Here is a 24,894-nt window from a genome sequence, read left to right on the forward strand (position 1 = left end):
CGATGATCCGATGCGATAAGCCGCGTTACACATGACAGACTCGATCCTTATTTGTTGCCTAGTTCCGTGCCGCCATCGGCAGTAATGATCTGGCCGGTCATATAGCTGACTTTTTCGCTCGCGAGAAATACCAGCATCTCTGCTATTTCTGAAGGGGTCCCTATTCGGCCGAGCAATGACGATTCGGCTTCCGCACGGCTCAGCGGGTTTAGTCCGGCGACCAGATCGGTCTCGATGAGGCCCGGAGCCAGACCATTGACCAGAATTTCCGGTGCGAGCTCCTTCGCGAGCGCCACGGTGAAACTATTCAATGCAGCCTTCGACGCCGAGTAGGCCATCCCTCGCGCGGTGGCCATCGACAAGTTCCCCCGCATGGACGAGACGTTCACGATTCTCGCGCTGCCATCGCGCGGCATATACGGGGCCGCCGTTTGGCAAAAGTTAAATACCCCAATCAGATTCGCCGTCAGGTGCTGATCCCAGTCCCGTCTAGTCAGCTCCGCGAACGCACGGGGGCTGGCCACCCCAGCACAGTTCACCAGGGAGTCGATACGGCTATGAGTACGGACGACTTCCTCAACCGCGCTGCTGACCTCCTCGTGATTGCCGACATCAGCGACGATGTACCGCACGTCCATATCAGCCGCTTCCCGCCGGAGCGCGGTAGAAGCGGTGCGTCCGTGCAGAACCACCTCGGCTCCGGCGGCCTTGGCAAGGCGCGCAGTCGCCAACCCGATCCCTCTCGAGGATCCGGTAACGAGAACAACCCGACCCCGCATAACGCCCCGTCCTTGGGTTCTTAGTTTCCTCCGCAGTTGTCGCGTCCAATGTCTCTTCGATAACTCAAGAACCACTCAAGTGCTTTCCGCCGGTGTTACGGCCCCGAGGTTGTTACTTTCGGCAGGTCAGTAGGGTGCGTGCTACCCACTCCCCTGCCGGACCAGCACGATTCCCCGACCGGGTGGTTCGCTCTGCCCGATCCGCTCGCGCTGCAACGCCTCGACCGCCGACCGGCGTAGGCGCCGGACATCATTCACCTGCACCGCACCTCGACTGGAATCCTTCACGTTGCTCATCTCGGCTCAGGATGTGCCACTAGGCTCAACCTGTCGCCGAGAGAAGCGAGACAACGATGACCGAACCTTTGGATACCGAACGATCATTCAACGAAAACAACATCGCCGAATTCCGGGCGAACGGCGGCACAGTGGGCGGCCAGTTCGAAGGTTTTCCACTGCTGCTTCTGACGAGCATCGGTGCCAAATCCGGCGCCCAGCGGGTAAATCCGTTGGCGTACTTCGATATCGACGGTAAGGCCTACATCGTCGGCTCCGCCGCGGGCAGACCGGGCAATCCGGCCTGGGTCGCAAATATCCGCGCCAACCCCGATGTCAAGGTCGAAATCGGGGCCAACCCGATCACCGCTGCCACCGCAGTCGAACTCCCTCGTGCCGAGCGCGACCGCGTGTACGAAATCGTCAAACAGCGCGCACCGGGATTTGCCGGCTATGAGACAGCCACCGATCGCCTGATCCCAGTGTTCGAGATCCGGTTCAGCTAACCTATTCCTCGTTAAGCGCCTGTTGCAGAACCTGTTCGAGCTCGTCCTGGACCCTCTGCAGCGGCGCAGTATCGCGGCTGGCGCGCGCCAGTATCAGGCCTCCCTCGATCGATGTGACTATCAGCGTGGACAGCCCGACCGCGCGCTTCTGCGAAATTCCCATGTCGACAAGACCGGATGCAATTAAGTCCTGCCACGTCTGAAAGATGATGTCTGCCTGAGGGATGAGACTTCCGTCGATGTCGCCGCCGCCAATAGCGGCCGAGGCGATCGGGCAGCTGGCCCCGAAGTCCTTGTGCTGCAGGATCGCGGTCCAGTACTTGACGTAACGGTCTATTCCGCTGGTCGCGCCTTCCGCGAACGCATCGGTGATCGTCGCCGCAGTGATCTTGCCTGCCAGCTCAAGCGCCTCGGCGAGCAGCTGTGCACGCCCATCCGGAAAGTAGTAGTAGACCGATCCGCGCGGTGCGCCGCTCCGGGCGATCACCTCGTCGACGGTGACCCCGGCCGCACTCCGCTCGGTCATCAGCTCGACGGCTGCATGCAGCATCCGCTGCTTGGTCTGGCCCTTACCTTGCTGCGGCGCGGCCTTTGCGATAACCACTGGTCAATCGCCCCTTCCGCTTCCGGTCCATGCGGAAGCGGAATCAGTATATAGATTATGGTATCTACCATATGTTAGATTCACGAAACCGGCCCAGCTGAGGCAATGCGCGCCGTATCCATTCATCGAGGAGAGAACGTGGCAGAGCTACGAACAAGCGAAGTTATCGTCGACGGGGTGCGATCTCCGGTGCTGCTTGCCGGACCAGATCGCGGCCGGACCGCTGTGGTCTTCATCCACGGAAATCCCGGTTCCTCACACGACTTTCGTGGATTGCTGGCGGCGGTTGGCGATCACGCCCGGACTGTTGCCCTGGACATGCCCGGGTTCGGACAGGCGGACAAGCCGTCCAACTTCCGGCAGAGCGCCGTAGGGCATGCCACCCACCTCGACGGCGCACTATCGGCGCTGGACATCACCAATGTGCACCTGGTGCTGCATGACTTTGGTGGTCTTTGGGGACTGACCTGGGCCGCCGCCCATCTGGACCAAGTCGCATCGATCACCTTGATGAACACCGGCTCGGTCTACGAACACCGCTGGCACTGGCCCGCCCGGCTGTGGCTCACCCGAGGCGTCGGTGAACTAATGATGCGGCTGACCACGACCACGGCGTTCAAACTCGTTATCCAGTACGGCTACGCCCTCAAGTCGGCGCCCGCCCGGCTGCCCGCCGACTTCCTGGCACATATGGCAGACGATTTCGATGCAGGCACACGCGACGCCGTGTTGCGTCTGTACCGCGCATCACACCACCTCGGAGAGTTCGGCGACGCCCTCGCATACCTGTTCCACCAGCACGATATTCCGGCGTTGGTGATATGGGGTGCGCGCGATCACTTCCTGCCCGTCAAACACGCCTATCAGCAGTTGGACGCGTTCCCGTCGGCGCGACTGGTCATCCTGGACAAGGCCGGCCACTGGCCCCTCGTCACCCACGCCACGGAAACCGAAGCCGCCGTTGCCAGTTTCCTGCGCCCCCTGCTGGAACGCGGAGACCGCAGCGAAACGCAGTCTGCATCCGCGCCAATCGAAGCCGTCCGTTGATGACCGCTCAGGGACGGGACTCAAAGGAAGGTGCGTCCCGATTCTTCGATGTGTACAAAGGAGACTTCGTACTGGCCGGGTCTGGGGCCTCCCGCAGTAGTTTCGGTGCCTTCGCCGCAAGCTGGCTGCCGCTGGCTATCAGCCTGTTCGCGCTGTTTCATCTCGGCATCTGGTCGTTCATGCTGTTCGCGTCAGCCAGCCAGCACCCTGAGGACCTCGGGCGCATATACGCCGAGAAGCTCGGTATCCCACAACTTGAGCAAGTGGGAAATGCCCTGTTCCATGCGTTCGCCTGGGGACATGGAAATAACGTCCCAGAAGTCATGCTCGAGAGCATCTACGTCGCATGGGCGATTTTTCTGCTGATCGCGGCACGAAAACCACAGGCCAACAAGACCTTCCTGGACTTCACCATCGGCGGCAATCTCGCCCACTGGCTCGGAATGACGTTCATGACGCTGACCATGGCGGGGCAGTCCCACCACCATTACCAAGACATGTTGCTGCTTCTGGCCTCGGTCGCCTTCCTCGCCGCATTCTGGTTCCCCGCGCGGAGGTACTACAAAGCCGAAGGAACACTCGCCTAGATCCCCGTCTCGTGCGCCGCCTGCCATCGTCAACTAATAGCTACGACCAGCACCGTGGAGGTATCGGGCCGACTGGCGCCACAGAGATGTGACGTAGGGCACCACATCCCGACGGATGTGACACAAACGACCAGTGATCTAGTGCGCCCGCTATGTTACCGTTTGTTCAATTCGAGTGAAGAATGTCACTCTGGTCGCTTTTTCAGTGTTGAAAGGCGTTTTTCATGACATCGATTCATGAGCCACAGGGCATCACGATACGTGCCCGGAATGTTTCGTTCGATTTGAGTGACACCCCGTTGCACTGGATTCCGAACGAGCCCTCCGCTTCCAACACGCTCAGCGTGTTGCACATCATGGTCCCCGAAGGGGAACGATGGTTCTGCGAGGCGTTTGCTGAAGCATTGCCATACGTCAAGGACGAGAAGCTCGCTCACGATATGCGCGGCTTCATCGGCCAGGAGGCCATGCATGCCGAGGTGCATGACAAGGCAGTCGGCGACTTCCTCGAGGCGCGCGGCATCAACACCGCGCCCTACCTGCGTCATGCCGAATACCTGTTCCGTAAGGTGCTGGCGCCCAGGAAAACACGATCGGCGCGGGTGCGCTACAACGACCTGATCCAGCGCCTATGGCTGATCGCGGCCATCGAGCATTACACGGCAGTGCTCGGAGATTTCGCACTGAATGCCACCTGGACCGAACACGGCGCCGACCCGACGATGACCGACATTCTGCGGTGGCACGGCGCGGAGGAGATGGAACATCGCAGCGTCGCTCACGATGTGGCGAACTACTTCCATGCCAGCTACTTCCAGCGATGTCGGGCCATGATCTTGTCGATCATCGGACTATCCGTGTTGGTCCATCGCGGTGCGCTCTTGATCCTTCGCGAGGATCCGTCCATCAACTACTCCTATCCCCGGGTCTGGATCGAGTACTTCAGGGCCGCACGACGTGGGTTGTTACCCAAGCTCGGCTTCTTGGTCACCTCAACGCTCAGTTATTTCCGGCCCAGCTTCCATCCCGAGGAGGTTGGATCCACCGCTCAGGCGGTCGCCTACCTGGCGGCCTCGCCCGCCGCGAGAAGCGCCGCATTGTGAGCACAGGCACCACAGCAACACACCCCGGCGGGTCGTACTTCCTGCCTCCGGACACCGAAATCGCGAAGGCCCCCCCGGGCTTACGCGGAAAATACTCGCGCGATCCACTGCTGGTAGTCGGCGGTGCCGCGGCGACACTATGGCTGAGCCTGTTTGCGCGACTGGCCAAGACCGGAAAGGCCCCTGAGGTCAACCGGATACGCACGATGCGAGTCATTAAGCGCGAGGTCGTCGCACAAGACGAGAACGTCGTCGCACTGACCCTGTCCGCCGCGGACGGCGGTGAGCTGGAGCCATGGACGGCCGGCGCACATCTGGACTTGCTGCTCGAGTCCGGCCGCATGCGGGAGTACTCGCTCTGCGGCGATCCTGCCACCCGAGACAGCTACCGAATCGCCGTGCGCCGGGTGCCCGACGGTGGCGGGGGCTCAATCGAGGTGCACGACACGCTGCATACCGGGTCCCTGATAAGGGTTAAGGGGCCGAGGAACGGACTGCCGATGGCCGTGCCAGGCCACGGGTCCCCCGCCCGCCGACTCAGGTTTGTGGCCGGAGGCATCGGCATCACGCCGATACTGCCGATGCTGATGACCGCAGAACGGCTCGGGCTGGATTGGTCGATGGTCTACACCGGGCGCAGCCGCGACTCGATCCCATTCCTCGACGAACTCAAGATCTTCGGGGACAAGATCACCGTACGCACCGACGACGAGCACGGCTTGCCCACCGCCACAGACCTTCTCGGGGATATCCCCGGGGCCACCGCGGTGTACTGCTGTGGCCCGGTACCAATGCTCGAGCTCATGCGCACAGCATTGATCGACCGCGACGATGTAGAACTCCACTACGAACGGTTCTCCGCCCCACCGGTAGTGGATGGAGCAGCGTTCACGGTGGTCCTGGCCCGCAGCGGCGAACGGATCACGGTGTCCCCCAACGAGAGTGCGCTGGCGGCCATTCTGCGGAGCGATCCGAACGCTGCGTACTCCTGCAAACAAGGCTTCTGCGGAACCTGCGAGGTGAAAGTCGTTTCAGGTGCAGTCGACCACCGCGACACCTTGCTCACCGCCTCCGAACGAGGCGTGGGGGCCATGCTGACTTGTGTATCCCGCTGCGCCGACCGCTCGGGCAACGGCGAGCTCACCATCGACCTCTGACGGCCTAGAGCCATGGGACCCCATTCCCGAAGCGAAGCGCTCAAAGACGTTCGTTGGCAAGGCTTCCCGGACTCCAATTCGGATGGTGTAGCGGCGCAACTTCGGGACAGCACGCCCGCTAGACGATCTGACACAAGGCCTTGAGAGCCCTTCTGAGCATGGGTGTTTGATCAGCGTCGCTCTCTCGCGTAATCAGTGCTCGGTTACCGTGTCCGTATGAGCGGCCTTGGTCGGACAACTACCCGAGGCGCCACAAATTGGTACACGATAGTTTCCACATACACCCTTAACACCTCCAGTGCCGACGCATAATGTCGACATGAGCGAGATCGCGCGCGGTTCGGTGCGTCGCGGCGCAAAGCTGGCCAGCGTGCCATTGGGCGCCGCGGGGCGCGCCGTCGTGGGATGGGGACGCCGACTGGCCGGAGGTGATACGGAGGCCATCGCTACGCAATGGTCCGCCCGTAATGCGGAACAGCTCTTTGCCGTGCTCGGCGGACTCAAGGGCGGCGCAATGAAGTTCGGCCAGATGATGAGCATCTTCGAAGCGGCGATACCCGACCAGTACGCCGAGCCATACCGAGCGGCGTTGACGGGGCTACAGGCGTCGGCACCCTCCATCCCGATCAGACAGGTACACCGCGTGCTGGCCGAACAACTCGGCCAGCGCTGGCGGGAGCGGTTCACAGAATTCGACCATGAGCCGGTCGCCGCGGCCAGCATCGGTCAGGTGCACCGCGCGCGCTGGCACGACGGCCGGATCGTGGCGGTAAAGGTTCAGTACCCAGGAGTCGACGCAGCCCTCCAGTCGGATCTGCGGAGGATCGGCCAAATGAGTCGCCTCCTAGATCCGGTGTTTCCCGGGATAGCTATCCGACCGATGCTTGCCGAGGTGCGAAAACGGATGGCCGAGGAGCTCGACTACCGCCATGAGGCAGAAAACCAACGCACGTTCGCCTCGACATTCAACGGCAGCCAGGCGTTTCTGGTACCCAAAGTTGTAGCCTCCGCACCCAAGGTTCTAGTCACCGAGTGGGTCACGGGTCGTTCGTTCGCCGACATCATTCAGCGAGGCGATCAGGAATCGAGGAACACCGCTGCAGCGCTGTTGTTCGAATTCTGTGGCGCGTCGATGTCCAGTCTCGGACTATTGCACTCCGACCCGCATCCCGGGAACTATCAGCTCACCTCTGATGGCCGGCTTGCAGTGCTGGACTTCGGCGCTGTCACCGCGGTGCATCGCAGCGCACTGGGGTACCTCGACTCCCTCAGACAGGCAGAGCTCGCTGAACAGGCACAGCTAAGCGAACTACCCGACGACTTGAGAGCGCTCGTGCTCGACGAGGTGAACTCCGCGATGCAGGAAGCCGGATTCAGCCGGACCGGCGTACCGGTGAAGCCCGAGGATCTACTGGCTTATTTCGGCCCATTCGCCGAGCCGCTTTGGTCGCCGCTCTTTCGATTCGACCGCCACTGGCTACAGCAGCACGCCGCACGCATCCCCGGGCTTGCGCGCGGCCAGGACTTCCTGGGTGGCGCAGTGCTCGAAATCCCTACCGAGCACGTGATGATGTTCCGCACCATTGCCGGTTTCGTCGGGGTGGCCTGCCAGTTGGAGGCCGAAATTGCCTTGCGCAACATCGTGATCCGTTGGTATCCGGACTTCGCCGAGCCGAAGATCCCGCCTCAGTTGGCCAGCGCGTTAGGTATCGACAATTGATCGCGCTACTCCGCGTTCCCCCGGATATGCGGGGTAACCAGCATGAGCTGACCCAGCACTCCGTTCACGAAGGCGGGTGAATCATCGGTGGAGAGCTGTTTGGCCAGCTCGACCGCCTCGTCGACGGCGACGACCTCGGGAACATCCTGAGCGTGCAGCAGTTCCCAGACGGCCACGCGCATGATGGCGCGGTCCACCGCGGGCAGTCGGGCCAGCGTCCAGCCCTGCAGATGCGAGGAGATGAGCTCGTCGATATGGGTGGCGTGCTCCGTCACTCCATAGGCCACTGTGACGGCATAGGAATTGAGCTGCTCTATCTCGGGCTTGGACTTGGCCAAGGCCTTGCGCTCGTCGGCGACGTCCGCAGCCGTCATATCCCGTGCTTCGGCTTCGAACAGCAGGTCCACGGCCCGCTTGCGCGCCTTGCGGCGACCACCCTTTGCGGGCTTGCCGGTATCAGCCATTCACGCGGCCGAGATAGCTGCCATCGCGAGAGTCGACCTTGAGCCGGTCACCGGTGTTGATGAACAGTGGAACCTGGATTTCTGCACCGGTTTCCATGGTCGCCGGCTTGGTGCCGGCACTGGAGCGGTCGCCCTGCAGGCCTGGATCGGTGTGGCTTACTTCGAGTTCGACGGTGGTCGGGAGCTCGATGTACAGCGCGGCACCCTCGTTGAACGCCACCTGGACGGTCATGCCCTCTAGCAGGAAGCGGGATGCGTCGCCCACAAGCTCCGGTGACAGCGGGTGCTGTTCGAAATCCTGGCTGTCCATGAAGACGAAAGAGTCACCATCGCGGTACAGGTAGGTGGTGTCGCGGCGGTCGACCGTCGCGGTCTCCACCTTGACACCGGCATTGAACGTCTTGTCGATGACCTTGCCCGTGAGCACGTTCCTGATCTTGGTCCGCACGAATGCCGGACCTTTACCTGGCTTCACGTGCTGGAACTCGATGATCTGCCACAGCTGACCATCGATGTTGAGCACCAGGCCGTTCTTGAAATCGGCGGTTGAAGCCACGTCTTTTGTCTCCTCAGTTAATGACGGTGAGTTCCTTGGGGAACCGGGTCAACAGCTCCGGCCCGTCGGGCCGCACCACGAGCGTGTCCTCGATCCGGACTCCGCCCCGGTCGGGCAGGTAGACCCCTGGCTCGACTGTCACCGCCGAGCCAGCAAGCAGTGTACCGGTGGCTGCGGATCCGATGCCTGGTGCTTCGTGGATCTGCAAACCCACCCCGTGCCCAAGGCCGTGGCCAAAGTTCTCGCCGTATCCGGCAGCTGCGATGAGATCGCGCGCGGCGGCATCCACATCCTTCAGTGCCACCCCGGGCGCGAGTGCCTGCCGCCCCGCCCCCTGCGCGGCCAGCACCAAGTCGTAGATCTCGCGCTGCCAGGCGGCCACCGAACCCAGCACAAGGGTTCTGGTCATATCCGAGTGGTACCCGCCCACCAACGCACCGAAGTCGAGTTTGACGAAGTCGCCGGCGGCCAACACTGCGTCGGTGGGCCGGTGATGCGGGATCGCCGAGTGTGATCCGGCAGCGACGATTGTTTCGAAGGACGGGCCATCGGCCCCGTGCTCGCACATGAGGTTCTCCAAGTCGCGTGCCACTTCACGCTCGGTACGCCCAGGCCGAATCCCGCCGGTGTCGATCAACGCTGACAATGCAGTATCGGCAGCGGCACAAGCCCTTTCGAGTAAGAGCACCTCGGAATCGTCTTTCACCTCACGCAGCTTCTCGACGCGGTTCGGTGCCCTTACGAACTCAACATCCCCAGACGCCTGCTCCAGCTTGTCGAATCCGTCGACGGTCACCACATGGCTTTCGAATCCCGCACGCCCGGCTCGGCTCGAACCGGCCATTGCAACCAACGCCGCGCCGTACTTGCGGTCGATCAGAGCGCGCAGATCGGGCACCTGCGCGGCGGCCTGGGTGCGGTACCGGCCGTCGGTGCACAGCACGGTGGCGTCCTCCCTCGACCTGTCATCATCGGCAGCCACCCACAGCGCGGCAGCGGACCCGGTAAAACCCGTCAGATAGCGAATATTGATCAAATCGGTGACCAAGAGCGCATCGAGCCCATCGGCGCGCAGCCCCTCGCGCAGCCGCTCTCTGCGGTCGATATGGCTGAGGGCCGCACCCGAGGTTCTTCGCGCAAGCTGCTCATCACTCTTCACAGGTGTCGACGCTACCGCGATACGCTGGGCCCATGCCCGAAGCTCAATCCGATGCTCTTCGCGCAAGCGGCTCATCGACCACACGTACTTTGACCACACAATGGCTCACCCGCGGCGCCGTCTTCGCCATCCTGATGGTGTTGACCCGCGTGGTGCAGGGACTGGCCCTCAGCGTGTGGGAAAACCACGGCACCGCCATCAACCTGGTGCTGCTCATTGTGTTCATCGCGGCGGTGGTCGCATGGGCGCTCACGGACGGCCGCAGCGACGCCCAACGTAACCCCGACCCGGACCGCCGAGACGACCTCGCCATGTGGTGGCTGCTCGCCGGCATTTTCGCCGGGGTTGTTAGTGGCCTGGTGGTCTGGTTGATCAGCCTGTTCAACCACGGAATCTACGCCGCGAGCATCCTCGCCGAACTCACCACGACCGCAGCGTTCGTGGCGCTCGTGGTGTTCGCGCCCGCCATGGCCGGCGTGTTCGTAGGCCGGCTGCTCGTGGACCGCAAGGAAAAGGAACATGCCGCTCTGCAGCAGTCAGATACCGATGTGTTCCAGGCGGTTCAGGAAGAAGCGAACGTTAAGTAGCCGCTAGATACCGTATTGCCAGCAGGTATCCCTGCACGCCGAGCCCGACGATAACGCCCGTGGCCAGCGCACTCAGGTACGAGTGATGCCGGAACTCTTCGCGTGCATACACATTCGAGATATGTACCTCGATGAGTCCGGCGGTCAGCTCCGCACACGCGTCCCGGAGGGCGACCGACGTATGGGTGAACGCACCGGCGTTCAGGATCACCGGATCTTTCGCGTCGGCGGCATCGTGAATCCAGCCGAGTAACTCGGCTTCGCTATCGGTCTGTCGCACCTGAACATCCGCACCCAACGAGGCTGCTTCGGCCTGAATGAGCGAGACCAGCTCGTCGTAGGTGACGCTGCCGTACACCGCGGCCTCGCGCTTGCCGAGGCGACCCAGGTTGGGGCCGTTGAGCACCTGAATCGTCACAACAACGTCCCCTTACCCTGACTGTCAGCCTGAGCCGGTCCTGCCACAACCGAGTAGGCGGCGGCCAGCAGCGACGGATCAGGGCCTTCCAACCGTCCCGGTTTGGCCAACCCATCGAGCACCACGAAACGCAGTATGCCCGAACGGGTCTTCTTATCGCCCTGCATATATTCGATGAGCTGCCCCAGCGCGTCGGCGTCGTAGCGGGTCGGCAGCCCGAGCGCGGACAGCACTTGCGCGTGACGATCGGCGGTCTCGTCATCCAAACGTCCGGCCAAGCGTCCCAGTTCGGCGGCGAAGACCAAACCAACCGACACCGCCGCGCCGTGGCGCCACCGGTACCGCTCGCGCCTCTCGATGGCATGACCGAGGGTGTGACCGTAGTTGAGAATCTCACGCAGCTCGGCCTCCTTCTCGTCGGCCGCCACCACTTTGGCCTTCACGGCGATGGAACGTTCGATGAGCTCGCGGAGCACCGGTTTGGACGGGTCGATCGCGGCCTGTGGGTCGGCCTCGATGAGATCGAGAATGACGGGGTCGGCGATGAATCCGGCCTTCACCACTTCAGCCATACCGGCGACTAGCTCGTTGCGCGGCAACGAGTCGAGGGTCGCCAGGTCCACCAGCACCGCCCCCGGCTGGTGGAACGAGCCGACAAGGTTCTTCCCTGCTTCGGTGTTGATACCTGTCTTTCCGCCGACGGCTGCGTCGACCATCGCGAGCAGTGTGGTGGGCACGTGCACCACCTTCACCCCGCGCAACCAGGTGGCCGCCGCGAAGCCCGCGGTATCGGTGGCGGCCCCTCCCCCGAGGCTGACGACGGCGTCCTTGCGTCCGACTCCGATCCGGCCCAGCACTTCCCAGATGTAGCCGAGCACGGCCAGGTCCTTGCCATCCTCGGCGTCTGGAATCTCAACCCGGTGCGCATCGATTCCGTTCTCGGCCAAAGTTTTTCTGATCTCTTCGGCGGTGACGGCGAGGGTGGGCTGATGCAGGATCGCCACCTTGTCGGCGCCCTTGAGTGCGTCCACCAACTCACCCAGCAGACCAGTCCCCACGATGACCGGGTAGGGCGGATTCACCTCGACGGTGATCGTCGTCGGGTCGGCGCTAGTCATTGTCGGCTCTTTCCTTGGTTTCGGTTCCGGACGTGTCGGTTGGTGTTTGAGTCGTGGCGGTGATGCTCGAAGCGCGGCGCCGAGAACGGGGGCGTCGACGGGGGCGTCGTCGCCGTGACGAGCCTGGCGCTGTGCCCGAGTCGGGGTTCTCCAGCCGGGAGACGATCATCCGCACCACCGCACCGGGATTTCTCCTATCGGTGTTCACCTTGATGGTGGCAACCTCCTGGTACAGCGGCACCCGCTGGGATATGAGCGAGTGATACTTCTCGGCACGATCGGGCCCGGCCAGCAGCGGACGCACCACGCTTCCTCCAGTACGCCGAATCCCTTCCGTGGCACTGATTTCCAGATACACCACGGTGTGCCCGGCGAGTGCTTCACGAACTCCCGGGGTAAGCACGGCGCCACCCCCCAGCGAAACCACTCCGCCTTGCTGATCCAACGCCTGCCGAATCACCGATTCCTCGATACGTCGGAATTCCGGTTCTCCGTCGGTGGCGAAGATGTCGGCGATGGTCCGCCCGGCCTCGGTCTCGATGCCGGTATCGGTGTCGTAGACGTCGACGTTCAACGCTTTTGCGAGCCGACGGCCGATGGTGGACTTACCCGATCCGGGCAGCCCGACGAGGACGGCTTTGGGGCTCATCCCGTGGATGATTCCCGGCGTGGCTCTCGCTGCGCCACCGCATCCAGGTACGTCCCGACATTGGTCTTGGTCTCGGTGAGGGAGTCTCCCCCGAACTTCTCCAGCGCCGCGCGGGCCACCACCAGCGCGACCATCGCCTCGGCGACCACACCAGCGGCCGGAACCGCGCACACATCCGAGCGCTGGTGAATCGCGACGGCCTCGTCACCGGTGGCCATGTCGACAGTCGCCAGCGCGCGCGGGACCGTGGAGATGGGTTTCATCGCAGCGCGCACCCGCAGCGGCTGACCGTTGGTCATACCGCCTTCCAAACCGCCGGCGCGGTTGGTCGACCGCAGGATGCCGTCGGGGCCGGGGTAAATCTCGTCGTGGGCGGCGCTCCCGCGGCGGCGCGCGGTGGTGAACCCGTCACCGATCTCGACGCCCTTGATGGCCTGGATTCCCATGATGGCGGCCGCGAGCTGGCTGTCCAGGCGGTCATGACCGCTGACGAACGAGCCGAGACCGACCGGCAGTCCGGCGATCACCACCTCGACAACTCCACCGAGGGTGTCGCCGTCCTTCTTGGCGGCCTCGATCTCGGCGATCATCGAGGACTCAGCCTGTTCGCCGAACGCCCGCACCGGGCTGGCGTCGATGGCCACTAGATCGGCCGCACCGGGAACCGCTCCGTCGTATGGCTCGGAATCGCCGATGGAAATCACATGCGAGATGACGTCGACACCCAATACCTGCTTCAGGAAGGCCTTGGCGACGGTGCCGAGCGCGACACGGGCCGCCGTCTCACGCGCGCTGGCGCGCTCGAGCACGGGGCGCGCATCGTCGAATCCGTACTTGAGCATGCCTGCGTAGTCGGCGTGGCCGGGGCGCGGGCGGGTAAGCGGCGCGTTGCGCGCGATGTTCTCCAGCTCGGCAGGGTCCACCGGGTCCGCAGACATCACGGTCTCCCATTTGGGCCACTCGGTGTTGCCGATCTCGATCGCCACCGGACCACCCAAGGTCAGACCATGCCGCACACCACCGAGCACGGTGACCTGGTCGGCCTCGAAGGCCATGCGCGCGCCTCGGCCGTAGCCCAGGCGGCGACGCGCCAGCTGCCTACCGATGTCCTCCGATGTCAGTTCGACACCGGCGACCATGCCTTCCAAGACCGCGACCAACGCGCGTCCATGCGATTCACCTGCCGTGATCCAACGCAACACGTGCACCATTGTCCCATGCGGGCAGGTCGGTCCTCCAAATCGATCGGGACAGTGGACCGTTCTTTGTCAGATGCCCGGCGTCACGGTGGACAACCCCACCGCGACGGCGGTCGCCAAGCACATCGAGGGGCCGTGCGGCACGGATGTCTTTCGACGGCCGATAGTCATGAGCACCAGACCGATCAGGCCGGTCAACAGCGGCGCACCGATCGCCGCCAGGAACCACGCGTCCAATCCGAACGCCCCCGATAAGCCACCGGTGCCGAAGGCAAGCTTCACGTCCCCCGCTCCCATCGCGCGCGGCGATAACAGGTGTGCGATCAGGTACAGACCGGTCAGCGCCACCGCACCCACCACCATCGTCGGGTTGCGATCAAGCATCGCCACCACGACAACCACCGCGGCCGCAGACAGAGTGAGCCAGTTCGGCAGCCTGCGATACCTGATATCGAAGTACGACAGCGCCGTCATCCAGCACAGCACCATTACCCCCACCCCGTAATTCATGTGGGGAATGTAGCGCCGCGAGGCTACATTCGGAGTAGTGACGACTACATTGTGGAGCCCTCAGGAATACAGCCGATTCGGAGATGAACGCAGTCGCCCGTTCTATGAGCTTCTTTTCCGTATCCCTGCCTCGACCCCTCGTACCGTCGTCGATTTGGGTTGTGCCAGTGGGATCTTGACCGTCGAATTGGCGCGCCGGTGGCCGAATGCAGCGGTGCTGGGACTGGATTCCTCTGCCGAGCTGCTCGCTACCGCCCCCGCGGATCTGCCGGCCAATCTTCGCCTCGAACAGGGCGATATCGCCAACTTCCGGGCCGACGGAATAGATGTGGTGTTCACAAATGCGGCATTGCAATGGCTTCCGCAGCATCGCGAACTCATTACCGCGTGGGCGCAGCAGCTCAATCCTGGTGGTTCGCTGGCTTTCCAGGTTCCGGGCAACTTCGGCGCGCCCTCTCATACGCTCATGCGCCAGGTCGCCGAATCCTCGCGATGGGCGTCACGGCTGGGCGGCGTGCTGCGCGGTGAGGAGAGCAGCGACGGGGCCGAAAATTATGCGCGCCTGGCGATTTCCGCGGGCCTGGTTCCGGACGCCTGGGAAACGACATACGTGCACCTGCTCGAAGGGAACGACCCGGTGCTGCGATGGGTACACGGCACCGGATTACGGCCCGTGATCTCGGCGCTTTCGGCCGATGAATTCGCCGAATTCGAGGAGGAATATGCCGCACTGTTGCGTCAGGCATACCCGCCATCCGGTGCCGTGACACCTTTCGGATTCCGCCGGATCTTCTGTGTGGCATCCAAGCCGGAAACGGGTCGATAGACTCAGCCGGTGTCCCAGGCCAGCACCGATGAGCCACTCGCACGTGGGGAGGCGGATTCACACCGTGTACTGACCGGACACGAGGCACGCTGGGAACGGCACAACTCGGCCCGGCAGACCCGCATCGTGGAGTCCGCCGTCGCGCTGCTCGATGAAACGCCGCCCGGCACCGAGATTCCCGTGCAGTCGATCGCTAAGCGAGCCGGGCTGGCCAAATCCGTGGTGTACCGGCAGTTCGAGGGGCGCGAGGATCTCGATCGCCGCATCCGCTCACATCTGCTCGAGGATTTCGATACGTCCATCTCGTCGCAGCTCGACGTCACCCGGGGTTCGATCGACGATATTGCCACCAGAACCATTCGGGCCGTGCTGGATTGGATGACCGACTACCCGCATCGCTACGAATTCATGCGCTCCGGCGCCACCGACGAGGACCCCGCCGTCGATGCCATCAGCACGGTCAAGGTCCGGATGGAGCAGCGTGTCCGAGGAGTCTTGATCCCGATCACCGAACTGCTCGGGATCGATTACAGCCCCTTTGAATCGGTCACCTACGCAGTCGTGACGATGGTCGAAGGAACCCTCTCCCGGTGGTTACGGGAAACCGAACCAGTGCGCAATCGCACCGAAATCGTCGAGGATCTCGCCAATTACGTCTGGTATGTGCTGGACGGAGCCGCCCGTTCGGTGGGCCTGTCCATGGACCCGCAGACCGAACTCATGGCCGCGCTCGCCGTACTGTCAGGCGCCCACCAGTAGCGGCGTGCTCGCGTGCGAACGGTCGGGCTCGCTGCGATACCGCGACGGACGGCCGTCGATGCGCAGCAGCTTCCACAGCGGACGTACCCACCAGGGACGCATACCGATGTCCTCGGTGAGCTTGCGCATATCACCGAAATACCCGGACAGCGTCTGGCGCGCATGCTCGCCGCGCCAGAAGGCCTCCTTGAAAACCTCACGCGGAATGTCGAATTCGGTGGCGAACGACTTCGGCGGGGTCATGATCTCTCCGGCCAGCCAGCGCATGGCGAGTGGGAAGAGGATGGTGCAGAGGACCCGCTTGCGCGCGCTCATCAGCGGAACATGTACGCGCAGAAACTCACCCGCGAAGGAGATGTGGCGCGCTTCCTCGGCGACGTGGATCTGCATGACCCGCTTGACCGCCGGCGGCATGGCGACATCGCTGCGGATCAACGACTTCTGATAGTGGTCGATGGGCTCCTCGCCACCGAGAATGCCGATGAAGAGAACCACATGGGCCCATCCACCCAGCACACCGATCATCGGCGAGACCCGACGGAACCACTTACGCATACCGGGAACGTCGTCACCGATACGGTTGACGAGCTCCTGGAACATCTGGATGTGGTTGCACTCCTCGGTCATCTCGTGGAGGCAGTAGCGGAACTCAGGTGAGCCATTCGGCAGCTTCATGAGGTACTGCATCATGCCGCGAATCAGGATGCTCTCGAAGGCAAGCCCGACCTTGATGGCGTTGGCCTGGCGCCAGCGGCCGATCTCGATCTGACGCTCCAGCGGCTGGTTCCGGTACCACTGGGTTCCGCCGAGCGTGTCGAGTTCGGGATGCAGTACCCAGCGGGGATCGTTGCGGTCGATCTGGTAGTCCGGGGCATCCCAGTCGATGTCCTGGAACGGATCGAAGTGCAGGCGCACCGAACCCTCTGAGAGGGTGCGAAGTGTCATTAGGTACTCGTCATCGAATGCGCCCGACTTGGGGACGGTGAACAGCGGCATTGCTTCCTCCTCCAACTGCCTCCAATTTAATGGGACGGAGCATCCCACGCAAGGCCTCATGGGACCGAAAGTCCCACAAATTTCATTGCCGCAGGTGGGGGTCCGATATCCAGACTCGGGCGGCACAGACGCGGTAATAAGAGATCAGCGCAGCGCGGCGGCCATTGCCTCCCGGGGTGCCGACTGCCCGGTGAACAGCTCTACCTGGGTAAAGGCCTGATTGAGCAGCATCTCAAGCCCACCAACGACCACCGCACCGCGCCGCTGCGCTAGGGCGGCCAGCTCGGTAGGCCACGGGTGATAGATGACGTCAAGAATCGCGGGCGCTGCGGCGAGCGACGGCGCGAACGGGGCGGCAGCCTCTGCGGGCACGGTGCTCACCAACACTCCGGACGACTCGCACACCGAGGACAGCGCGCCGTCATCGAAGCCGATCACCGAGACAGAGAGGCCCATTCGCTCCGCGAGCTCACGAGCGCCCCGCGCCCGGCCCGCATCACGAGCCACCACGGTCAGGGACCGCGCGCCCATTTCGGCAAGAGCCACGATCGCCGGACGAGCGGTGCCCCCGGCACCCACGATCACCGCCGGTTGTCCCGACGGATCGATCCCGGCAGTACCCAGTGCCCCGGACACTCCGTCGACATCGGTGTTATCGGCGTGCCAACCGCCTTCTGTTCGCACCAACGTGTTGGCCGCACCGATCGACCGGGCGCGCTCAGTGGCACTCAGGGCAACATTCAGCGCGGCGAACTTTCCGGGCATGGTCACCGAGTAACCCACCCACTCAGGCCCGGAGCCTCCGACCACATCGGGCAGCCGCTCGGCCGTGCATTCGATCCGCTCGTAGGTCCAACCGGTCAGACCCAGCGCGCGGTACGCCGCCAGGTGCAGGTCGGGTGACCGGGAATGCCCGATCGGCGATCCCAATACCGCGGCGCGGCGAGCGTCAGGTGCGTCACCCGACGTGCTCATCGCGCACTGTCCAGGATGCCGTTCCTCTTGGCCAGCTCGATATTGGCCAGATGCTCGTTGTAGTCGGCTGTGAACAATGTGGTGCCCTCGGCGTCGATGGTGACGAAGTAGAGCCAGTCCCCCGGCTCCGGATGCTCGGCCGCTCGCAGTGCCTCCGGGCTGGGCGAAGAGATCGGGGTCGCCGGAAGCCCTTGTGACTGATAGGTATTCCACAGCGTCTTACGTTCACGGTCGTCGTCGGTGGTCGCGATTTCCTGCCGGTCCAACGGGTAGTTCACCGTGGAGTCGAATTCCAGCTTCTGATGTGCCGCGAGCCGGTTGTAGACGACCCGCGCCACCTTGGCGAAATCGCGCGGTTTGGCCTCTCGCTGCAGCAGCGACGCGACCACCAGCACCTCATAGGGCGACAACCCAGCCGCGTCGGCGTTCAGGAGCCCCAGTTGCTCGTACTGCGCACTGCTCTCACGGATCAGGGATGCCAGGATCTGCTCGGGCTCGGCCATCGGGTTGAAGTCCCACCGCCCGGCGGCAATAAGCCCCTCGATGCGGCGATGATCGTCGCGCACGGCGTTGACGCCGTTGGACGCCCATTCCGGAACGGCTAGCTCCGACTGCGGCGCCGTCGAGGCGGCCTGCCGTAAGTCCGAAGCGGCAACACAGTGTTTGTCCCCGTCGAGGTCCACGCACGAGGCACGAGCGATGAGGGTGAAGATGCCTTCGGTGACAGCACCATTGGCCACCGCGGATACGTCATCGAGCTGACGCCCCTCGGGTATGACGAGCAGCCCGACCCTGTTCTCCTGCTCGGCCAGGCGTGCGACGGCGGCCTTGCCGGGGATCTTGGTACGCAGTTTGTAGAAGCCGGGCTGGATGGACGCGATGGTCTGATTTCCTTGGGCCGCATCAGTGAACGCACTAGGAGTGGCTACCACTCCCTCTTCCTTCAGACGCTGCCCGATGACCTTGGTGGTGTCCCCGCTGTGCACCTCGAACACGAAGTCCTTGACCCCTGAACCCGAGTAGTCGGTGACGGGGCTGTCGGCGCCGAACAGGCTGTCCCACAACTTGGCTCCGCCGACCACGGCAGCGACCGTAACGATGACGACCAGCGCCAGACCCAGCAGCCCGGCGTTGCGCCGACGTCGGGCTGCGGCCCTACGCCGGGCACGTTCGCGACGGCTCTCCCGAGGCCGGGGACCGACCGCGACCGGCGCCGCTCGGCGGCCGCTTGACCACTCGTCGTCATGGTTCTCACGACTGTCGTGATCGTCCCAGTCGCTCAACGCGTACCCCCCTCATTGCCGCGCCGACGCCGCTGCTCAAGCCAGTCCTGCAGAATGGCCACCGCTGCCGCCTGGTCGATGATGCCCCGCTGCTGACGAGACCGTACTCCAGCCTCACGCAGGGAACGCTGCGCGGTGGTGGTAGTGAAACGCTCGTCTACTAAACGCACCGGCACTGGGGCAATCCGCTCAGCGAGCTCGCTGGCGAATCCGGCCGCATCCCGCGCGGACGCCCCGGTGCCCTCGCGCAGGTTGCGCGGCAGGCCAACGACAACCTCCACCACGCTCATCTCCGCGACCAGGTCCGTGATCCGCCGAAAATCACTGCTTTCCTTGGTATCCCGCGCAACGGTCTCGACCGGAGTGGCAAGAATTCCATCGGGGTCGCTCGACGCGATCCCAATCCTGACGGTACCCACGTCGACGCCGAGACGACGGCCTCGGCCCGGATCATCGGGGCCAGGACGATCCGGGGTGGGGGCGTCGCCTGTCGGTCTTCCCGCGAGCGGGTCATCCACGCTGTCGGGCACTACGTTCAGGCCCGGCGGATCTGTTCACGCAGCGCGCCGAGCGCCGCGTCGATACCGACGGAGTTCTTACCCGAACCCTGTGCCGTATCGGGCTTGCCGCCGCCGCGGCCGTCCACTGCCGGGCCGATAGCGCCCACAAGGTCGTTGGCACGCAGCCCGGCATCTTGGGCGGCCTGGTTGACCGATACCACGAAGGGCACCGAGCCGTCGCCGGCGGCGATCAACGCGACAACGGCCGGATCGCTGCCGAGTCGGCCGCGGATATCGCCCACCAGGCTGCGCAGATCGCCCGCACCGGTGCCGTCGGGCAACCGGTGCGCCACCACGGTGGTGTCTCCGATGCGTTCGGCGTTATCCACCAATGTCGTGATGGAGGCCCTTACCGAGGCCAAACGCGTTTGCTCCAATTCCTTTTCGGCAACCTTGAGCCGCTCCACGAGGGTGGCCACCCGGCCCGGAACCTCCTCGGTGGGAACCTTCAGACTCGAGGAGAGCGCCGCCATCAATGCGCGTTCTTTCGACAGGTACCGGAACGCGTCGAGTCCGACGTAGGCCTCGACGCGGCGGACACCAGAGCCCACCGACTGCTCACCGAGCAGCGTCACGGGACCGACTTGCGAGGAGTGCGCCACGTGGGTGCCACCGCACAGTTCCAACGAGAACGGTCCGCCGATATCGACGACGCGCACACGGTCGCCGTAGTTCTCGCCGAACAGCGCCATGGCGCCCATACCCTTGGCCCGCTCCAGATCGGTGACGTAGGTATTGACGGCGTAGTTGGCCTCGACGGCCTTGTTGGCGACGTCCTCGACCTCCTGACGCTGTGCCTCCGACAGCGCGCCCTGCCAGCTGAAGTCGAAACGCAGGTATCCGGGCCTGTTCAGCGAGCCCGCCTGAACGGCATTGGGCCCCAGTACTTGTCGCAGCGCCGCATGCACCAGGTGGGTGCCCGAATGGCCCTGGGTGGCGCCGTGACGCCACTGCGCATCCACCGAGGCCACCACGTGGTCGCCCTCGACGAACTCGCCGGATTCCACCGTGACCTTGTGCACGAACAGGGTTTTGGCGATCTTCTGGACATCGGAGACCTTGGCTTGCGATATCGCGTTCGCCCCGTCTCCACGAATGGATCCGATGTCGGCAATCTGGCCGCCGGATTCGGCATACAGCGGGGTGCGGTCCAGCACGATTTCCGCTTCGGCGCCCGCCGGGGCGACCGGCACCCGTGCACCATCCACGAAGATCCCCAGAATTGTGGCCTGGGAATCTAATTCGTCGAATCCCGTGAACTCGGTAGGACCCCCGTCGACGAGCTCGCGGTACGCCGTTAGGTCGGCGTGAGCGTGCTTGCGGGCCGCGGCGTCGGCCTTGGCGCGCTGCCGCTGCTCGTTCATCAGATCCCGGAAGCCGTCCTCATCCACCGAAAGCCCGGCCTCGGCCGCCATTTCGAGGGTCAGCTCGATCGGGAAACCGAAGGTGTCGTGCAGGGTGAATGCATCGGTACCCGACAGCCGGGAAGCCCCGGACGCCGTCGTCTTTTCCGCCGCATCCTCGAACAACTTCGAGCCGGAGGACAGGGTGCGGTTGAACGCGGTCTCCTCGGCGACGGCGATGCGACTGATCCGTTCGAAGTCGGTGACCAGTTCCGGGTACGACGGACCCATGGCGTCACGCACGACGATCATCAGCTCGCTCATCATGGGCTGCTCGACGCCAAGCAGCTTGGTGGAGCGCACAATTCGGCGCAGCAGGCGGCGCAGCACATAGCCGCGGCCCTCGTTACCGGGGCTGACCCCGTCGCCGATGATGATCGCCGCCGTGCGGGTGTGGTCGGCGATGACGCGGTAGCGCACATCGTCCTCGTGGCTGCCTTGCCCGTATCCACGCGGGGCAACCGCCGCCACACAGTCGATGGCGGGTCGCACCAGGTCGGTTTCGTAGACGTTGTCGACGCCCTGCAGCAGGCACGCGATGCGCTCCACGCCCATACCGGTATCGATGTTCTTGCGCGGCAGCGGCCCGAGGATCTCGAAGTCCGACTTGGACGTACCCTCGCCACGCTCGTTCTGCATGAACACGAGATTCCAGATCTCGATGTAGCGGTCCTCGTTGGCCTCCGGACCACCCTCGATGCCGTACTCGGGGCCACGGTCGTAGTAGATCTCCGAGCACGGACCGCACGGGCCGGGGATGCCCATGGACCAGTAGTTGTCGGCCATGCCGCGGCGCTGAATCCGCTCCAGCGGCAGCCCGGCTTCTTCCTGCCATAGCGTGATGGCCTCATCGTCGTCGAGATAGACGGTGGCCCAAAGCTTTTCCGGATCGAAACCGTAGCCACCCTCGGATGTGGGGTTGGTCAGCAGCGTCCAGGCGAACCGGATCGCCTCACGCTTGAAGTAGTCGCCGAAGGAGAAGTTCCCGGCCATCTGGAAGAAGGTGTTGTGCCGGGTGGTGACACCCACCTCGTCGATGTCCGGGGTACGGATGCATTTCTGGACGCTGGTGGCCGTGTTGTACGGCGGCGTGCGCTGTCCCAGGAAGAAGGGCACGAACTGGACCATGCCGGCGTTGACGAACAGCAGATTGGGGTCATCGAGGATCACCGAGGCACTCGGCACCTCGGTGTGGCCCGCCTTCACGAAGTGGTCCAGGAATCGCTTCCGGATCTCGTGTGTCTGCATTTCGTCCTTGCGTTACTCGGGAATCTGACCGGGTCATCCTACCGGGGCACTCACCTACTGCCGGTATACGCCAAGGTCAGGTGGCGTTGCCGGCCAGTTGTGCGCGGTCAGTTCGGCTCCGCGGGGGCAGTCTGCGCCGCGCCGCGGAAGGCCTCATACCGCGTCGGTGAGGCCGACGATTTCTCCCCTCGACGTGTCGACATCGAGTAGGTCGGGATCCATGAATCCAACATAGGAAGCGCTTCAATAGATCACGAACAATCCATTGAATCGCATGCTGTGCAGGAGGAAGCTGGAGGTTGGTTCGGCGGCGCCACCGGGGCGCGGCCCCGACATAAGGGAGGTGGATCGTGTACGCACGCTCTACCACAATCCAGGCAAACTCTTCGTCGATCGATGCCGGAATTGCCTACGTTCGTGATGAGGTCATGCCGGCACTCCAGGAAATGGGCGGTTACGTCGGCCTGTCGCTGTTGGTCGACCGGGAGTCGGGCCGCTGCGTCGCTACCAGCGCATGGGAAACCGAGGACGCGATGCGCACGAGCACCGAGAAAGCCGCATCGCTGCGCGAACGGGCCAGCGAGACCTTCGGCGGAGATGTCAGCGTCGACCAATGGGAAATCGCCGTCCTGCACCGCGACCACCGCGCACACGAGGGCACATGCGTGCGGGCGACGTGGGTGAAAATCGCGCCCGAAGCCGTGGACCAAGGGGTCGAGTTCTACAAGTCCTCGGCCTTGTCGCAGATCGAGGAGCTCGAGGGATTCTGCAGCGCCAGTCTGCTCGTCGACCGCAGAGGTGGCCGGGGAGTCTCCACAGAGTCGTTCGACAGCCGCGAAGCGCTGGATCGGAACCGGGAGCAGGCGACCGAGCTCAAGATCAGGTCGATGCGCGAGGCCGGCGTCGAGGAACTCGACACCGGCGAATTCGAGCTCGCCATCGCCCACCTACGGGTGCCCGAAATGGCCTGAACCCCGACACGCGCCAGGTAAAGCCCTCGTGCCGACACTGCGGCCACGTCGCGACCAGCACGTCAGCGCTTGAGCCCACGCCGAATGATGGCTCGCAGCTTCTCCAGCCGAGTCCCGATCTCGCGTTCGTTGCCGTGATCGGTGGGTTGGTAGTAATCGGCGCCCACCAACTCATCTGGCGGATACTGCTGGGCCACGACGCCGTCACGGTCGTTGTGCGGGTACACGTATCCGACGGCGTTACCGAGTTTTGCGGCCCCGCTGTAATGGCCATCGCGCAGATGCGGCGGCACCAAACCGGCCTTCCCCCCGCGAATGTCACCCATTGCGGCCCCCAGCGCCGCAGGGACCGCTCCCGATTTGGGCGCCGTCGCGAGGTGGATAGTGGCGTGGGTCAGCGTTAGTTGCGCTTCCGGCATCCCGATCAGTTGCACCGTCTGCGCCGCGGCCACCGCCATGGGCAACGCGGTCGGGTCGGCCATCCCGATGTCCTCGCTGGCCAGGATCATCAGCCGTCGGGCGATGAAGCGCGGGTCCTCCCCCGCGATCAGCATGCGCGCAAGGTAGTGCAATGCGGCGTCCGCATCGGAGCCGCGAATCGACTTGATGAAGGCGCTCACCACGTCGTAGTGCTGGTCGCCGTCGCGGTCGTAGCGCACTGCGGCCCGATCCACGGACTGCTCGACCACCTCGACCGATATGACTGAGCCCGCCCCTCCCGCTGTTTCGGCGGCGACCTCCAGGGCGGTCAGCGCCCGCCGTGCGTCGCCCGCGGCGAGCTGCGCCAGCAGGCTCAGCGCCTCGGGATCCACGGCCACCGCGCCGCCGAGCCCGCGCTCATCGGCGATCGCCCGGGACAGCACCTCGCGAATATCGTTGTCGCCCAGAGGTAGTAACTGCAGTATCAGCGAGCGCGAGAGCAGCGGCGCCACAACGGAAAAGGAGGGATTCTCGGTGGTGGCGGCCACCAGCAGCACCACCCGGTTCTCGACGGCCGCGAGCAGCGCATCCTGCTGCGTCTTGGAGAACCGGTGTACCTCGTCGATGAACAGCACCGTCTGCTGACCGTGTACCGCGGCCCGCCTGGCCGTGTCGATAACGGCGCGAACCTCTTTCACACCGGCGGAGAGCGCGGAGAGCGCCTCAAACCTGCGCCCGGTGGCACCCGAAATCAGCGACGCAAGAGTTGTTTTCCCCGTACCAGGGGGCCCGTACAGGATTACCGACGCCGCGCCGGACCCGTCGACCAGCCGGCGCAACGGCGAGCCCGGCTTAAGCAGGTGCCCCTGCCCCACCACCTCGTCGAGGGAGGCGGGACGCATCCGGACAGCGAGAGGCGCGTTGGGTGGCACCCCTGGGGCGCTAGGAGCCGAGCTGAAAGCGCCCCCCGGTACGTCGAACAGGCTGTCTGACACGTCTCAGGCTTACCACGTC

The 24,894-nt window shown here is 64.0% G+C and carries 27 protein-coding genes; 10 read left to right on the top strand and 17 right to left on the bottom strand.

Annotated elements, in window-relative coordinates; translation table 11 throughout:
- Positions 1-47 precede the first annotated feature (47 nt).
- Both MLB1_RS00070 and MLB1_RS00075 read right to left on the bottom strand, forming a co-directional pair.
- The gene (locus MLB1_RS00070; protein WP_255485541.1) at positions 48-779 is read right to left on the bottom strand and encodes an SDR family oxidoreductase; all 732 of its coding nucleotides are present in this window, start codon (positions 777-779) and stop codon (positions 48-50) included.
- A gap of 141 nt (positions 780-920) precedes the next feature.
- A complete protein-coding gene (locus MLB1_RS00075) occupies positions 921-1,076 on the bottom strand; it encodes a hypothetical protein (RefSeq protein ID WP_180747738.1) in 156 nt (51 codons plus the stop codon).
- Positions 1,077-1,132: 56 nt separating this feature from the next.
- Here MLB1_RS00075 and MLB1_RS00080 point away from each other — a divergent pair, with 56 nt between their 5' ends.
- Complete coding sequence (locus MLB1_RS00080) at positions 1,133-1,561, top strand: nitroreductase family deazaflavin-dependent oxidoreductase (RefSeq protein ID WP_180747739.1); 429 nt, start codon at positions 1,133-1,135, stop codon at positions 1,559-1,561.
- A 1-nt stretch (position 1,562) separates the two neighbouring features.
- Here the strand turns inward: MLB1_RS00080 and MLB1_RS00085 are convergent, their stop codons facing one another.
- Positions 1,563-2,165, bottom strand: a complete 603-nt coding sequence (locus tag MLB1_RS00085) for a TetR/AcrR family transcriptional regulator (protein WP_180747740.1) — start codon at positions 2,163-2,165, stop codon at positions 1,563-1,565.
- Between the two features lie 138 nt (positions 2,166-2,303).
- On the opposite strand from MLB1_RS00085, the gene MLB1_RS00090 reads away from it, so the two are divergent.
- From MLB1_RS00090 to MLB1_RS00110, 5 genes are all read left to right on the top strand, one after another.
- Entirely contained in the window at positions 2,304-3,212 is a 909-nt protein-coding gene (locus tag MLB1_RS00090; protein ID WP_180747741.1) for an alpha/beta hydrolase, read from the top strand.
- Positions 3,212-3,799, top strand: a complete 588-nt coding sequence (locus MLB1_RS00095) for a hypothetical protein (protein WP_180747742.1) — start codon at positions 3,212-3,214, stop codon at positions 3,797-3,799. Before MLB1_RS00090 ends, MLB1_RS00095 begins: the two co-directional genes overlap by 1 nt.
- A 224-nt stretch (positions 3,800-4,023) precedes the next feature.
- A complete protein-coding gene (locus MLB1_RS00100) occupies positions 4,024-4,902 on the top strand; it encodes a metal-dependent hydrolase (protein ID WP_180747743.1) in 879 nt (292 codons plus the stop codon).
- Positions 4,899-6,059 carry a 2Fe-2S iron-sulfur cluster-binding protein gene (locus MLB1_RS00105; protein WP_371750533.1) on the top strand — a complete coding sequence of 387 codons (1,161 nt, stop codon included), beginning with the start codon at positions 4,899-4,901 and terminating at the stop codon, positions 6,057-6,059. Before MLB1_RS00100 ends, MLB1_RS00105 begins: the two co-directional genes overlap by 4 nt.
- A gap of 319 nt (positions 6,060-6,378) precedes the next feature.
- Complete coding sequence (locus MLB1_RS00110; RefSeq protein ID WP_180747744.1) at positions 6,379-7,779, top strand: AarF/UbiB family protein; 1,401 nt, start codon at positions 6,379-6,381, stop codon at positions 7,777-7,779.
- 5 nt (positions 7,780-7,784) lie between these two features.
- Here the strand turns inward: MLB1_RS00110 and nusB are convergent, their stop codons facing one another.
- Genes nusB through MLB1_RS00125 form a run of 3 tightly spaced genes read right to left on the bottom strand, consistent with a single transcriptional unit; the run spans position 7,785 to position 9,958 of the window.
- Entirely contained in the window at positions 7,785-8,243 is a 459-nt protein-coding gene (nusB, locus tag MLB1_RS00115; RefSeq protein WP_180747745.1) for a transcription antitermination factor NusB, read from the bottom strand.
- Complete coding sequence (efp, locus tag MLB1_RS00120) at positions 8,236-8,799, bottom strand: elongation factor P (protein ID WP_180747746.1); 564 nt, start codon at positions 8,797-8,799, stop codon at positions 8,236-8,238. Before efp ends, nusB begins: the two co-directional genes overlap by 8 nt.
- A gap of 13 nt (positions 8,800-8,812) precedes the next feature.
- Positions 8,813-9,958 carry a Xaa-Pro peptidase family protein gene (locus tag MLB1_RS00125; RefSeq protein WP_180747747.1) on the bottom strand — a complete coding sequence of 382 codons (1,146 nt, stop codon included), beginning with the start codon at positions 9,956-9,958 and terminating at the stop codon, positions 8,813-8,815.
- 32 nt (positions 9,959-9,990) lie between these two features.
- Between MLB1_RS00125 and MLB1_RS00130 the strand changes: the two genes are divergently transcribed.
- Entirely contained in the window at positions 9,991-10,545 is a 555-nt protein-coding gene (locus MLB1_RS00130; RefSeq protein ID WP_180747748.1) for a B-4DMT family transporter, read from the top strand.
- Here the strand turns inward: MLB1_RS00130 and aroQ are convergent.
- The 5 genes from aroQ to MLB1_RS00155 form a co-directional block, all read right to left on the bottom strand.
- Positions 10,538-10,963, bottom strand: coding sequence for a type II 3-dehydroquinate dehydratase (gene aroQ, locus MLB1_RS00135; protein WP_180747749.1), 426 nt, complete (start codon positions 10,961-10,963; stop codon positions 10,538-10,540). The genes MLB1_RS00130 and aroQ overlap by 8 nt on opposite strands.
- The gene (gene aroB, locus MLB1_RS00140) at positions 10,960-12,081 is read right to left on the bottom strand and encodes a 3-dehydroquinate synthase (RefSeq protein WP_180747750.1); all 1,122 of its coding nucleotides are present in this window, start codon (positions 12,079-12,081) and stop codon (positions 10,960-10,962) included. The genes aroQ and aroB overlap by 4 nt, the downstream gene beginning before the upstream one ends.
- Positions 12,074-12,730, bottom strand: coding sequence for a shikimate kinase (locus tag MLB1_RS00145; RefSeq protein WP_180747751.1), 657 nt, complete (start codon positions 12,728-12,730; stop codon positions 12,074-12,076). The genes aroB and MLB1_RS00145 overlap by 8 nt, the downstream gene beginning before the upstream one ends.
- The gene (gene aroC, locus MLB1_RS00150) at positions 12,727-13,932 is read right to left on the bottom strand and encodes a chorismate synthase (RefSeq protein ID WP_180747752.1); all 1,206 of its coding nucleotides are present in this window, start codon (positions 13,930-13,932) and stop codon (positions 12,727-12,729) included. The genes MLB1_RS00145 and aroC overlap by 4 nt, the downstream gene beginning before the upstream one ends.
- A 66-nt stretch (positions 13,933-13,998) precedes the next feature.
- Positions 13,999-14,439 carry an A24 family peptidase gene (locus MLB1_RS00155; protein ID WP_180747753.1) on the bottom strand — a complete coding sequence of 147 codons (441 nt, stop codon included), beginning with the start codon at positions 14,437-14,439 and terminating at the stop codon, positions 13,999-14,001.
- A 37-nt stretch (positions 14,440-14,476) separates the two neighbouring features.
- Here MLB1_RS00155 and MLB1_RS00160 point away from each other — a divergent pair, with 37 nt between their 5' ends.
- Complete coding sequence (locus MLB1_RS00160) at positions 14,477-15,265, top strand: methyltransferase domain-containing protein (RefSeq protein ID WP_180747754.1); 789 nt, start codon at positions 14,477-14,479, stop codon at positions 15,263-15,265.
- A 9-nt stretch (positions 15,266-15,274) separates the two neighbouring features.
- Positions 15,275-16,024, top strand: coding sequence for a TetR/AcrR family transcriptional regulator (locus MLB1_RS00165; protein ID WP_371750534.1), 750 nt, complete (start codon positions 15,275-15,277; stop codon positions 16,022-16,024).
- Here MLB1_RS00165 and MLB1_RS00170 read toward each other — a convergent pair.
- From MLB1_RS00170 to alaS, 5 genes are all read right to left on the bottom strand, one after another.
- Positions 16,007-17,020: a diiron oxygenase gene (locus tag MLB1_RS00170; RefSeq protein WP_180747755.1), complete on the bottom strand. Its 1,014-nt coding sequence runs from the start codon at positions 17,018-17,020 to the stop codon at positions 16,007-16,009. The two genes, MLB1_RS00165 and MLB1_RS00170, sit on opposite strands and share 18 nt — an antisense overlap.
- A 144-nt stretch (positions 17,021-17,164) precedes the next feature.
- Complete coding sequence (locus MLB1_RS00175; RefSeq protein ID WP_180747756.1) at positions 17,165-17,995, bottom strand: shikimate dehydrogenase; 831 nt, start codon at positions 17,993-17,995, stop codon at positions 17,165-17,167.
- Positions 17,992-19,278, bottom strand: a complete 1,287-nt coding sequence (gene mltG, locus MLB1_RS00180; RefSeq protein ID WP_180747757.1) for an endolytic transglycosylase MltG — start codon at positions 19,276-19,278, stop codon at positions 17,992-17,994. Before mltG ends, MLB1_RS00175 begins: the two co-directional genes overlap by 4 nt.
- A complete protein-coding gene (gene ruvX / locus MLB1_RS00185; RefSeq protein ID WP_180747758.1) occupies positions 19,275-19,796 on the bottom strand; it encodes a Holliday junction resolvase RuvX in 522 nt (173 codons plus the stop codon). The genes mltG and ruvX overlap by 4 nt, the downstream gene beginning before the upstream one ends.
- A 17-nt stretch (positions 19,797-19,813) precedes the next feature.
- Entirely contained in the window at positions 19,814-22,489 is a 2,676-nt protein-coding gene (gene alaS, locus MLB1_RS00190; RefSeq protein WP_180747759.1) for an alanine--tRNA ligase, read from the bottom strand.
- Positions 22,490-22,839: 350 nt separating this feature from the next.
- Between alaS and MLB1_RS00195 the strand changes: the two genes are divergently transcribed.
- Entirely contained in the window at positions 22,840-23,460 is a 621-nt protein-coding gene (locus MLB1_RS00195; RefSeq protein WP_180747760.1) for a hypothetical protein, read from the top strand.
- A gap of 62 nt (positions 23,461-23,522) precedes the next feature.
- On the opposite strand, the gene MLB1_RS00200 is transcribed toward MLB1_RS00195, so the two are convergent.
- Positions 23,523-24,875 (bottom strand): replication-associated recombination protein A, encoded by a 1,353-nt coding sequence (locus MLB1_RS00200; protein ID WP_180747761.1) that lies wholly within the window; start codon positions 24,873-24,875, stop codon positions 23,523-23,525.
- Positions 24,876-24,894: the final 19 nt, after the last annotated feature.

This window comes from Mycobacteroides sp. LB1 (assembly GCF_013449725.1).
GTDB lineage: Bacteria > Actinomycetota > Actinomycetes > Mycobacteriales > Mycobacteriaceae > Mycobacterium.